This is a genomic window from Ammoniphilus sp. YIM 78166, from assembly GCF_004522215.1.
GTDB lineage: Bacteria > Bacillota > Bacilli > Aneurinibacillales > RAOX-1 > YIM-78166.
In genome coordinates, this window is the sequence record NZ_SDLR01000024.1 from 1 (window position 1) to 11,022 (window position 11,022).

The following is an 11,022-nucleotide window of genomic DNA, read 5'->3' on the forward strand; positions in this document are numbered from 1 at the left end:
GAGGCCCGAATCAGGGAATCAAAGCCGCTTATTGATGCCGTCCAGCTCCACTTTTGGGCGTGCCAGACCTACTTTGGGGAGTCACCCTACTTCCAGCAGTCCAGCTTCTCCTTCACGTGGCCCTTTTCTATAAAAAGGATGGTGTCGGCGAGCTTCTCAGCTTCTATCCGATCATGCGTAACGATAATGAAAGGAATCTCCCACATCCGGTGGATCCGGAGAAGCTCTTCCTGGTATTGAAGTCGGGACTCTTGGTCGACGGCGGACAAGGGTTCGTCTAAGAGCAGGATAGAAGGTTCGGTCGCGAGAGCGCGGGCTAGGGCTACGCGTTGCTTTTCGCCTCCTGAGATTTGGTGTGGATACTTCTTTAGCAGATGCCCGATTCCCAACACCTCGATGAGACGCCCCAATACTTGAGTTCCTTGGCCTCTATCTGTGATGCCATACTGCATATTCTTTTCAACTGTCATATGGGGAAAGAGAGCGTAGTCCTGAAAAAGGTAGCCGACTTTTCTTTTCTGAGGGGGAAGACTCTTCCCCTTGGATGAACTATTGAAGAAAGAAACGCCCCCCAGCATGATCGCTCCTTCATCGGGCTGGACAAGCCCGGCGATGCAGTTGAGAACGGTTGTTTTTCCTGAGCCGGATCGGCCAAATAAGACGAGGATGTCTTTTTCCATTTTGTATTGAATGTCTAGTGTAAAATGAGGCAGCTTCTTTTTGATGTTAAAAGAGAGCATCGTATCTTCCCCCTCCTATTTAGGCTGATCCTGGGTGTAACGTCCCAGGTTTCGCTTCGTCCACCAGTTGAGCCACAAGATGGTGCTGAAGCCTAGGGCAACAATGATAACGACCCAGAAAGTTGCTTTTTCCATATGTCCTGCTTCCACAGCAAAATAAATGGCAATGGGAATGGTATCCGTTTTGCCGGGAATGTTTCCCGCAAGCATAAGCGTGGCGCCAAACTCCCCAAGAGCTCTGGCAAACGAAAGAACAAGCCCAGCTAATAAGCCTGGCCAAGCTAAGGGAAAAGAAACTGTCCAGAATAATCGCCACTCGGAAGCGCCCATGGTGCGAGCGGCTTGCTCAAATTTTCCGTCAATGCTTCTGAAGGAGGCACTGGCACTCTGATACATAAGAGGAAAGGCTACAACGGTGGAAGCCACCACCGCGCCTAGCCACGTAAATACGATTTGGAGGTTAAACCAATCTAATAGCCAGCTTCCGAGCGGTCCGTTTTTGCCAAATAACATAAGCAGCCCAAAACCTACAACCGTAGGCGGCAGCACTAAAGGTAAGAGAAAGATGGACTCCACCACACTTTTCCCGGCGAAATCCCGGCGAGCAAGCAAACGGGCGAAAAACACACCGGTCATAAAGACAATAAGAGTAGATATTCCGGCAATTTTTAATGAAAGTATTAAGGGCGAATAAGTCATCTCCGTCATCGTTTGTCCTCACTCAAATCCGTACTTTACTAGAGTTTCTCTCCCTTGCTTCCCAAGTAAAAAGGTCATGAAGGCCTGGGCCTCTTCTTGATGGCTACTTGCGGTAATCACAGCACCCGGGTAGACAATCGGTTGATGCCAATCGCTGTTTGCCTCGGCGAGAATTTTAATTTTCGGCGTCGTCACGGCATCACTCGCATAAACAACGCCTAGATCCGCGTTGCCTGAGCTGACATAGGTTAATACCTGACGCACATCAGACCCCAGCACAAGCTTTCCTTGGAGGGCTGGCCATAAGCCAATCCTTTCTAGCGCTTCTTTCGCATATCGTCCTGCAGGCACGGTATCCGGTTCCCCAATGGCCATATGCTGGATTTGATCGACCGGAATGGATTCAAAGGAGGAAGCCTCCATAGGCTTGTCTAAGTTGGTGATCAGGACTAGCTTATTTTTGGAAAAATCCGCTCGCGTTTCTTTTCGAATGAAGTCCCCTGCCTCGAGGGTATCCATATCTTTTTTACTTGCGGATAGGAACACATCACTTGGGGCTCCTTGTTCAATTTGCTTGGCAAGCTTACCAGAGCTTCCAAAATTAATGACCAGAGAGATATGGGGATGTTGTTCCTCAAATAGAGGCTTTAGCTCATGTAATGCATCGGTTAAACTTGCCGCACTAGAAACCATCAGCTCCACTTTCTGTCCTTGTTGCTGCGTAGAGCAAGCTATGGTAAACATCAACAATATAAAAGATATCAATATCTTTTTCATCCTGTCCCCTCCCATATCTTTTTCTGTCATTATACTTGGAAGCTTTTCATAAAGGAATTCTCCACGGATTTCTTGACATTAATTCCCTCGAATGTTTTAATTCACGTATCGAATTTAGATAGGTCAGGTGTCTACATTGGAATGGTCGAATAGAAGAAGAAGACTCAGCTCCGTTCAAATCATTATTTTATTTTACGCCTTTTCCGTGATCTCCGCATCCTTGCTGCTATATATCCCGATTTTTCATAAGCCCGGAGTGGAGCTATCTCTGCTGGACGCCTTTTTTACCGCCATTAGTGCGATTAGCGTAACCGGTCTCACGGTGGTGAGTACAGTGGAGACGTTTAATGTTTGGGGAAGCATCCTCCTTACCGTCCTGTTCCAGGTTGGAGGCATTGGGATCATGGCCTTGGGTACGTTTTTATGGATCTTGATGGGGCGTTCGATTGGCCTAGAACAGCGGCGTTGGATCGCCATTGACCAGAACCGCTCTACCTTATCTGGGCTTGTAGCCCTTATGCTCACGATTTTAAAGCTAGCCCTCATTATCGAGTTTATTGGAATGATGATTCTTGGGACTTACTTTTATCTTTTTAATTATTATCCAACGTGGCAAACCGCCTACTTCCATGGCTTTTTCTCCTCGATAAGTGCGTTTACTAACGCGGGCTTTGATATTTTTGGCGATTCCCTGTTACAATTCGCCGACGATTATTTCGTCCAAACGATCCATATGCTGCTGATGGTGTTAGGTGCCATTGGTTTCCCTGTTCTTATCGAGATCAAAGAAAACTGGAAGAACTATCGGGCCAAAAAGCGAATTCAGTTTTCCCTTTTTACAAAGGTCACCACCCTTACTTATTTTTCTTTATTGGGGATTGGGGCCATTGTCATCTACCTGTTAGAGCAGAACTCCTTTTTCGCTGATAAAACCTGGCATGAAATTTTTTTCTACTCCCTCTTTAACTCCGTAACGAGTCGGAGTGGCGGGTTAGCCACTTTAGATACCAATCTATTGTCTGAGCCGACTCTTCTCTTTATTAGCATGCTAATGTTTATTGGCGCTTCTCCCAGCAGTGTAGGCGGCGGAATTCGAACGACTACTTTTATCATTATCATCCTTACCATCGTAACCTACATGAGAGGTCGTTCGGAAATTAAAATTTTTCATCGTGAGCTTCATCCGGAAGATATGAAAAAGGCGGTTATTGTGTTTATCTTTGCAACGAATATCGTCATTGTATCAATTTTCTTTTTGATGATTGTGGAGTCTTTCTCCCTAATTCAGATTGTTTTTGAAGTAACCTCTGCGTTTGGGACATGCGGCTCCTCGATGGGAATTACCCCACACCTCTCACCTTATAGCAAAGTGCTGCTGATGATCCTCATGTTCATCGGACGGGTAGGGATTATTCCTTTCCTCTTGCTGCTGAAGCGAGACGAGAAAAAGACCGGGTTCCACTATCCAAAGGAACGAATTATTGTAGGGTGAGAGCATGGGCTTCAGTCAGATTCATCAGGCTGAAGCCCTTTTTCTATTCTAAAGAAAACTTTAACAAAACTTTATACAAAAGTTATACAACGGATGATATAATAGTCCCAGCATTAATTCTAGCTCTATCGAGGAGAAACGGTTCATATGGGAAAATGTCCTTTTTCATTCATGGCGAATATCTTTGGCTTCAAGCCCAAACATCACCCTAGCATTTCAGAGCAAGCAAAAGCAGAAAAGGTGAGTATCTCAATCACAGAAAAAGAGTTACAGAAGCAGATGAAAATGATCGGATTAACGCAAGATGAGCTACAGATCATCAAGACGATCCAGCCTCTTGTCGAAGAAAATATTGATTTGGTTGTTACGAGCTTTTACCAGACCATCCTCGATGTCAATCAACTAAAAAGTATCGTGCAAAAGAATAGCAGTGTAGACCGTCTGCGGAATACCCTTCGCACCCACCTCTCCGAGATGTTTAACGGCAATATGGATAGCGCGTTTGTTGCCAAGCGAATTCAGGTAGCGGAAACCCATGTGAAAATAGGACTAGACCCCAAGTGGTATATTGCAGCTTTCCAGAACCTCCAGGACACCCTCGTAGATGTGGTATATAACACAATGGATAGCAAAGAAGATTTACGTCTGATTACAAAGGTCATTTCCAAAATTTTTAACTTCGAGCAGCAGCTGGTGCTAGAGGCTTACGAGAAAGAAAACCTGCGCCAAAAGGAAGCTCAGTATGAACAGATAAAAGCAGATCTAAAAGAAAGAATTGCGGTCACGGGTCAGGAGTTAGCGGCCCTGACTCAGCAAACGAGTGCGTCCGTAGAACAAGTCATTGTCAATGCGAGTGATGTGAACCATTCAGCTCAGCTCACCTCTTCTCGCTCAAAGGAAACCCAAGAGCTGGCCAAGACCGGCCAAAAGCGAATACAAGACCTAGAAATGCGCATCACTGCTATTTATGAAAGCACAGCAAGCATGGAAGGCACGGTCATGAACCTGACCGAGTCTTCCAGCAAAATCAGGGACATTGTAACCATGGTGAAGCAAATAGCCGATCAAACCAACCTTCTTGCCCTCAATGCCGCCATAGAGGCCGCCCGTGCGGGAGAACATGGAAGAGGCTTTGCGGTAGTTGCAGATGAAGTTCGTAAGCTTGCCGAAGAGACTAAGCGATCCGTAGACCAAATCAACCACCTTATCGTTCAGTCTTCTAGCTTTAGTCAGGCCGTGGTTCAGTCCATTCAAGAAGTTCACGGTTTAGTCGAATCCGGCAAGCAAGAATCAGCCGCTACTCGACAGACTTTTGACGAAATTATGGTCTCAATGTCTCGAAGCCTTGATGACATCCAGAAGGTCGAAACCGAGATGAAAGGATTATCCCAAGTCATCCAAGAGATCGGAGAAGCTACATCGAGAGTGGCCCAGTCTGCGGAAGAATTGAACAACTCTACTCAATCGATATAAATAGTAAGGGCTGCCCATGATCTACAGGCAGCCTTTCTCCTTTTTCCAACATAAACCTCCCACAACAGGAAATAATGATAATGGCAAAACTATAAAGAAAGGATGAGTTCTTTTGAACATCTTAAATCAGGAAGAACGATACGAGGCTTACTTAACCTTACTGGAAAGCCGACTGGATCGTTCGCTCACGGAAAAAGAAGTAGATAAACTCCGATGGCTAGCTGGAGCTGAGCATGAGCACTTCCAAATCTTCAAGAACCTCTTTGAGGAGCTAGGGAGCAGAAGAGCAGATAATTGATGATAGCATGGTGTCTCAGCTACTTGGAGTCATTTTATATGAAAATCCCCGGCATTAAAGTTGGTGCTTGATTACAGGGTGATCCGGGATGCCCGATCGCTTCCCGAGAAAAGTAAATCCAACTACTTCATCTTAGTTGTAGCCACTACGGGTTCGGGAGCAACTCACCGAGTATCGTGACCAAACCTCCGCGATTAGCTGGAATGGTTCCAGGTACGTGAGCAAACGATACCAACTCGTAAGCATCCGTCACTTTTCCGTGAGCAAATCAGGAATTTCGTGACCATCCGACCACGGGCAAGGTTAATCAGGGCTGAAAACAGGGATAGATGAAANTTAATCAGGGCTGAAAACAGGGATAGATGAAAAATAATAGCCAAATTACTTAAAAAATCAGCTTGAAATGAAGGGCTCTAAACAGAAGTTTAGATTGCACTTCTAAAAAGTAGACCCAAATTACTTCATTTCTCGAAAAAACTCCGCAGGGCGGTTCGCCTTGCGATGAGCTCCCACTCAAACTATCAGAAAAAGGACATACATGGGAATATCCCTCGTATGTCCTTGCCTATGTTCTATTGTAAACCTTTCTTTAAGCCTGCTGCAATGGTAACCACACGCTTCGCTTGGTGTTGAACCGCGCCAAGTACATCTTCCTTCATGTTTCCATCCTGATCCACGGATACACTTGTACCGTAAGGATTTCCGCCTGCTGCGAAGATAGATCCATCGGTGTAGCCTGGAGCTACCACAATAGCTCCCCAGTGGTACATCGTTGTGTACAACTGAAGCACCGTTTGCTCTTGCCCACCATGCGAGTTCTGAGCTGAAGTCATCGCACTAACGACCTTATTCGCTAGCTTGCCTTGGAACCATAGCCCTCCCGTAGAATCCAAGAACTGCTTCACCTGGCCAGGTACATTCCCGAAACGAGTCGGTACACTGAAGATAATGGCATCTGCCCACTCCAGGTCATCTAAGCTTACCGTTGGAACATCCTTAGTCTGTTCTAGGTGTGCTTTCCAAGCTGGATTCGAAGCAATCGCAGCTTCAGGTGCAAGCTCTTGAACCTTTAGAACCTTGACCTCTGCTCCTGCTTCTTTTCCCGCTTCAGCAGCCCACTGAGCCAACTGATAGTTCGTTCCCGTAGAACTATAATAAATAACAGCCAAATTGATCGACATGTGTGAAACCCTCCTCGATAAAGTATGTATTCCACTTACTTATTTAAAGAAAAGAATCTTATGTAAGTATAATAACTAACTAACTTACTATTGTCAAGAAACTTCCTTTCGACAAGAAACTACAAATGGGAAATTAAAAAGTTACTCTGAACCCAATGACTTTAATATATTCTTTTCTGCTAATACGTTACTTGAGGGAATACTTGATAAGATGGACATTATTCCACTAACATCATTTCTAAAATTTATTGGTACAAACCTTAAAAATCAAAAAATAAACCCACTATCTCTAATGGGTTTACTACCTGTTTAATTACAGCTTCCGTTTTTTAGCACAAGCATTGCATTTCGTACATTGAGATACCGTCCGTCTTTTTATTTTGTTAATGATTCCACGGCGATATTTTCGATATTTGAGTTTCCGTTTTGTTGGCAATACGTCTCGAATATGAGCTGATTTAGCTTTTCTTTGACTACTAGTCAGCACCAAATTGATGGTATGGTCAATTGTTGTAATGGGATCAAAGGTACCCGTAAATCTGATAGTTCTAAATCCCACTGTTCTACAGCGGGGAGGGGGGCAAGCCGCTATACTGCACATATCAAAAGCCTCATTAGGGACGTTTTGGGGGATTGGACCAGCCCACACATGTCCAAAGTCATCCTCAGCGTACCAATAAAAACTCCTACCTCCGACACGACCACCAAAAACACTCACGGTCCGACCAGGCGGTACTTCATACCAACCTCTTATTCCAAAATTGTTATTACAAGCTGGATTCTGGTAGCCGAGGACAACAAATACCGGATTGGGAGTAGAGTTTCTAAACCTAAGCGCCATCTCTTATTCACTCCTTAGTCAAGGATTACAATACTTATACATCTTATGAATCGTTTCGACAGGAGGAAATCCGAGCAAAAGCTGATTTTTAAAGACAACAAAAAAAAGCGCGATTCCACTTGCGAATCCACGCTTAATGCCCTTCTACTTAAACCTCACTATTCGACTTTTAAAGCTTGCCTTTTCTCCTGGCGTTAGTAACTTTTCTATTTTCCTCAGTCTCCTGCGCAATAAATGAATAATTTCCTTTTGCTCCTGCCTCATCACGTTAAGCCTACTGTTCAGCTGGACAATCTGCTTCGAAAGGTTTTTCTTCATAGTCCCTCCCCTACAACCACACTTACTATTAATCTATGATGATTCAGCTCAGAAGGTATTAAGACTTTGTACTTAAATCTGTAGTGGGAGGGTGGTTCTTCGTCACCCAACGTTGTAAAAACGGGGCGACCACGAAGAGGATGAAAAGAACCCGAAATAGCTGGTACCCACTAACCGTCGACAAATCGGCTTTCACGACCGTAGCTGTAATCCCCATTTCGGCAATTCCGCCAGGGGCCGTGCTTAGAAACCCTGAGATAAGATCCACGGGAGTAATCAAGGTTAGTCCGTACGCCATAAGCAAGGAAAAAAGAATAAGACATAAACTTCCAGCAAATGAGTAGGCGCCTAATACACCCGCACTTTTTAGCATTTCGGGCTTAACCTGTAATCCAAGATGGATACCAACAACAATCTGGGATAAAAGAATGATCATCGGCGGCAAACTCGGTGCTGCTCCCCCCCCTATGATCATGACCACAGCCGTAGCTATGAGTGGACCAGTTAAAATGCTATTCGGAAGTCCGATTCGTCTTCCAACAAGGAAGCCTGCAAGACAAACCAAGCCGTAAAACCCATATTCCTGCAACGTCCCATAGGTCGCCATAGCTGAATGGGAAAATTCAACATTCCCCATCCCTTGTACAGCAATAAAGGGCACTAGAAATATGACAGACAGAACTCGTGTAAGCTGAATGAACACGACAATCGTCGGGTCTACTCCTTTGATCTCCCTACTTATGACAATCATCTGAGCTAATCCACCAGGCACGCTTCCCAGGATCACACTCGCTAGGTCCAGATCTAAACGGCGAGCCGTCATGACACCAATGACCAAACTTAAGCCAAGGCTAAACAAAGAAACAATGGCCATAAAAGGGAGCTGATGTAGGATTTCGATGGCCGTTTCCTTGGTAAAAGCGGCACCGAGCATATATCCCAACACCAATAGTGAACTCTCAAAGAAAATAGGCGGCATAAACATTTCTCTTTTAGTCGTAACCCGCCACAGACAAAGGAAGGCAATGGGACCCAATAACCAAGGCAAGGGAATGGAGATCATCGAAAAAACGAATCCCCCTACTGCGGCGATCCCTATCGTTTCAAGCATACGTAAATATTGGTTTCTCATCATTTTTCTCTCATTTCTTGGTTAGTAATAATAATTTACATCAAGAGTAAGATATTATCCATTTTTGCCTAATAGGCATTTTAATTCTTTCATTTTTCCTTATCGGTGTTATATAATATTACATAACGCTCGATAAACTGGAGGAGGAGAGACAATGTCTTATATAGAGAAAAAGGTCATTACCATTGGCATCGTCAGTGAACTAACAGGATTATCAGAAAGACAGATTCGATATTATGAAGAACGCCAGCTCATCTTTCCCGAACGGACAGCAGGAGGGACTCGCAAGTATTCCTTCAGTGATGTGGAGAAGCTCGTCGACATCGCCAATAAAATGGAAGATGGATTACAAACGTTTGAAATCAGAAAAATGGAAAAGAAAAAGGAAGCTCTCGAGAGCAAAGAACGCAATCGCATGATTCAAGGACAATTAAACGCTGCCTTCTATAAAAACAACCAATCTCAAAGAGGAAACCGTTTGAGGTAAAAGGAAGCTAAAGACGAGCGATTAGGCTCGTCTTTAGCTTCCTTGTCTCAATGGCTCATTCATGGAGGGTGCCTCCTGTGACTTACTCTTGGCCCTACTTAAAAATACACCCGTAAACACAAGAAGCCCCCCTATCCAATGAGCACCTGTCAGTCTCTCGCCTAAGATGATAAACGCAAGCAGCGCCCCCCAAATCGGGATTAAGTTTTGAAAAATCGAAGCTCTTGATGGACCGACTAATAGCACAGCTCGATTCCAAAAAAGAAAGGAACCAATCGAGGGAAAGATCCCTAGATAGGCAAGTCCAATAATCTCTTGCGGTCCTATCTGCTTAATCGGAGTACTTAACAGTTCCAAATAGGAAGCTGGTAGGAGAAGCAAGGTTCCTAGAATAGAACAATAGCCCAATAACGAAAGCGAGCTGATGGCTCCCCCCGTTTTCTTTATAAAAATGGAATAGATGGCCCAAAAAAGGACGGCCACCAGCATAATTACATCTCCTCGATTAAACTGCAACCTCAGTAAATTCTCCCATGACCCTTGCGTCATAATCCATAAAATCCCCAAAAACGACACCCCAATGGGAATGACAAGCTTGGGATTCATCTTTTCCTTCATCAGAAAATAAGATAAGATCACCATAAAAAAGGGCGTTGTACTATTTAATAGCGAAATATTTACAGCAACCGTATAATGGGCAGCCCAGTAGGAAATTAAGTTAAACCCAGCGACTCCCGTTACGGTAAGCAATACAATCAACCGGTAGTACTTTTTTGCCATACCCCATTCCCTCTTGAGCTGAGGATAAATAAAAGGAAGGATGATGAGAGTCGAGAGGGTCAACCGAATGAGAGATAACGTAATCGGCGGTACGGAACCAGCAAAAAATCGAGCTCCAACAGCGTTTCCTCCCCAAAACAGCGTAGCAAAGATCAAAAGGAGATAAGGAGCATTCCAAAATCGCTGAAGCATCTCCAGTCACTTCCTCTATCTAGAAAATTCACTCTTCCTATACTTATTAAACCCTTTTAACTAATATCCTTTTTTTAACCATTAAAAAGAAACAGCCGTTTATCCCTGATCGGAATAATCGGCTGTTTCAAAACGATTAAAGCTTTACTACGTTAGCAGCTTGAGCTCCACGTTGTCCTTGAACTACTTCGAATTGAACTTTTTGTCCTTCTTCTAAAGACTTGAATCCATTTCCAGTGATTGCGCTGAAATGTACGAAAACGTCATCTCCGCCTTCTCTTTCGATGAAACCAAAGCCTTTTTCTGCATTAAACCATTTTACTGTTCCGTTCTCCATGTGTAAAACCTCCAAAATTTTAATTTAAATATGCAGCACTTTTATTTACTAAAAATAAAAAATTCACATATTAAAAAGAGCGATCATCGAAGTGATAACCCTTTTTAAGATGTGAATCTCACACTTACCAACGGAATTATACTTTGAATTATCTTTATATATAACTATATAATAAATTCGCAAATAGTTCAAGGTTTCTTTAATCCTAAATTTAGGAAAAAACACACCCTTTTTTGTTAGAGGGCACTGAAAAAGTACCATTTATACAATAAGGG

General features: G+C 43.9%; 13 protein-coding genes. 4 read left to right on the forward strand and 9 right to left on the reverse strand.

Annotation, left to right across the window (positions count from 1 at the left end):
* Positions 1-86 precede the first annotated feature (86 nt).
* Genes EIZ58_RS32360 through modA form a run of 3 tightly spaced genes read right to left on the reverse strand, consistent with a single transcriptional unit; the run spans position 87 to position 2,216 of the window.
* Positions 87-740: an ATP-binding cassette domain-containing protein gene (locus EIZ58_RS32360; RefSeq protein WP_134705173.1), complete on the reverse strand. Its 654-nt coding sequence runs from the start codon at positions 738-740 to the stop codon at positions 87-89.
* Between the two features lie 15 nt (positions 741-755).
* Positions 756-1,448 (reverse strand): molybdate ABC transporter permease subunit, encoded by a 693-nt coding sequence (gene modB, locus EIZ58_RS32365; protein WP_134705174.1) that lies wholly within the window; start codon positions 1,446-1,448, stop codon positions 756-758.
* A 9-nt stretch (positions 1,449-1,457) separates the two neighbouring features.
* A complete protein-coding gene (gene modA, locus EIZ58_RS32370) occupies positions 1,458-2,216 on the reverse strand; it encodes a molybdate ABC transporter substrate-binding protein (RefSeq protein ID WP_134705175.1) in 759 nt (252 codons plus the stop codon).
* 136 nt (positions 2,217-2,352) lie between these two features.
* On the opposite strand from modA, the gene EIZ58_RS32375 reads away from it, so the two are divergent.
* From EIZ58_RS32375 to EIZ58_RS32385, 3 genes are all read left to right on the forward strand, one after another.
* Positions 2,353-3,708, forward strand: coding sequence for a TrkH family potassium uptake protein (locus tag EIZ58_RS32375; RefSeq protein ID WP_134705176.1), 1,356 nt, complete (start codon positions 2,353-2,355; stop codon positions 3,706-3,708).
* A gap of 171 nt (positions 3,709-3,879) precedes the next feature.
* A complete protein-coding gene (locus tag EIZ58_RS32380) occupies positions 3,880-5,181 on the forward strand; it encodes a globin-coupled sensor protein (RefSeq protein ID WP_167578108.1) in 1,302 nt (433 codons plus the stop codon).
* Positions 5,182-5,293: 112 nt separating this feature from the next.
* The gene (locus EIZ58_RS32385; protein ID WP_134705178.1) at positions 5,294-5,479 is read left to right on the forward strand and encodes a hypothetical protein; all 186 of its coding nucleotides are present in this window, start codon (positions 5,294-5,296) and stop codon (positions 5,477-5,479) included.
* Positions 5,480-6,051: 572 nt separating this feature from the next.
* Here EIZ58_RS32385 and wrbA read toward each other — a convergent pair.
* The 4 genes from wrbA to EIZ58_RS32400 form a co-directional block, all read right to left on the reverse strand.
* The gene (wrbA, locus tag EIZ58_RS32390; RefSeq protein ID WP_134705179.1) at positions 6,052-6,660 is read right to left on the reverse strand and encodes an NAD(P)H:quinone oxidoreductase; all 609 of its coding nucleotides are present in this window, start codon (positions 6,658-6,660) and stop codon (positions 6,052-6,054) included.
* A 313-nt stretch (positions 6,661-6,973) separates the two neighbouring features.
* On the reverse strand, positions 6,974-7,501 hold the full coding sequence (locus tag EIZ58_RS35295; RefSeq protein ID WP_134705180.1) for a DUF1036 domain-containing protein: 528 nt from the start codon (positions 7,499-7,501) through the stop codon (positions 6,974-6,976).
* Positions 7,502-7,645: 144 nt separating this feature from the next.
* Positions 7,646-7,819, reverse strand: a complete 174-nt coding sequence (locus EIZ58_RS34080; RefSeq protein WP_167578109.1) for a hypothetical protein — start codon at positions 7,817-7,819, stop codon at positions 7,646-7,648.
* A 58-nt stretch (positions 7,820-7,877) separates the two neighbouring features.
* Positions 7,878-8,951, reverse strand: coding sequence for an AbrB family transcriptional regulator (locus EIZ58_RS32400; RefSeq protein WP_167578110.1), 1,074 nt, complete (start codon positions 8,949-8,951; stop codon positions 7,878-7,880).
* Between the two features lie 154 nt (positions 8,952-9,105).
* Between EIZ58_RS32400 and EIZ58_RS32405 the strand changes: the two genes are divergently transcribed.
* A complete protein-coding gene (locus EIZ58_RS32405; protein WP_134705182.1) occupies positions 9,106-9,438 on the forward strand; it encodes a MerR family transcriptional regulator in 333 nt (110 codons plus the stop codon).
* A 33-nt stretch (positions 9,439-9,471) separates the two neighbouring features.
* Here the strand turns inward: EIZ58_RS32405 and EIZ58_RS32410 are convergent, their stop codons facing one another.
* Together EIZ58_RS32410 and EIZ58_RS32415 are read right to left on the reverse strand one after the other, a co-directional pair.
* The gene (locus EIZ58_RS32410; RefSeq protein WP_134705183.1) at positions 9,472-10,410 is read right to left on the reverse strand and encodes a DMT family transporter; all 939 of its coding nucleotides are present in this window, start codon (positions 10,408-10,410) and stop codon (positions 9,472-9,474) included.
* Positions 10,411-10,546: 136 nt separating this feature from the next.
* Entirely contained in the window at positions 10,547-10,747 is a 201-nt protein-coding gene (locus tag EIZ58_RS32415) for a cold-shock protein (RefSeq protein WP_134705184.1), read from the reverse strand.
* Between the last annotated feature and the right edge of the window lie 275 nt (positions 10,748-11,022).

Excerpts from the sequence above, each read along its gene's own strand:
- EIZ58_RS32400 (WP_167578110.1), bottom strand. The coding sequence starts at position 8,951 with ATGAGAAACCAATATTTACGTATGCTTGAAACGATAGGGATCGCCGCA.
- EIZ58_RS32415 (WP_134705184.1), bottom strand. The coding sequence starts at position 10,747 with ATGGAGAACGGAACAGTAAAATGGTTTAATGCAGAAAAAGGCTTTGGT.
- EIZ58_RS32380 (WP_167578108.1), top strand. The coding sequence starts at position 3,880 with ATGGCGAATATCTTTGGCTTCAAGCCCAAACATCACCCTAGCATTTCA.
- EIZ58_RS34080 (WP_167578109.1), bottom strand. The coding sequence starts at position 7,819 with ATGAAGAAAAACCTTTCGAAGCAGATTGTCCAGCTGAACAGTAGGCTT.
- EIZ58_RS35295 (WP_134705180.1), bottom strand. The coding sequence starts at position 7,501 with ATGGCGCTTAGGTTTAGAAACTCTACTCCCAATCCGGTATTTGTTGTC.
- EIZ58_RS32360 (WP_134705173.1), bottom strand. The coding sequence starts at position 740 with ATGCTCTCTTTTAACATCAAAAAGAAGCTGCCTCATTTTACACTAGAC.
- EIZ58_RS32410 (WP_134705183.1), bottom strand. The coding sequence starts at position 10,410 with ATGCTTCAGCGATTTTGGAATGCTCCTTATCTCCTTTTGATCTTTGCT.
- EIZ58_RS32405 (WP_134705182.1), top strand. The coding sequence starts at position 9,106 with ATGTCTTATATAGAGAAAAAGGTCATTACCATTGGCATCGTCAGTGAA.
- modA (WP_134705175.1), bottom strand. The coding sequence starts at position 2,216 with ATGAAAAAGATATTGATATCTTTTATATTGTTGATGTTTACCATAGCT.
- wrbA (WP_134705179.1), bottom strand. The coding sequence starts at position 6,660 with ATGTCGATCAATTTGGCTGTTATTTATTATAGTTCTACGGGAACGAAC.
- modB (WP_134705174.1), bottom strand. The coding sequence starts at position 1,448 with ATGACGGAGATGACTTATTCGCCCTTAATACTTTCATTAAAAATTGCC.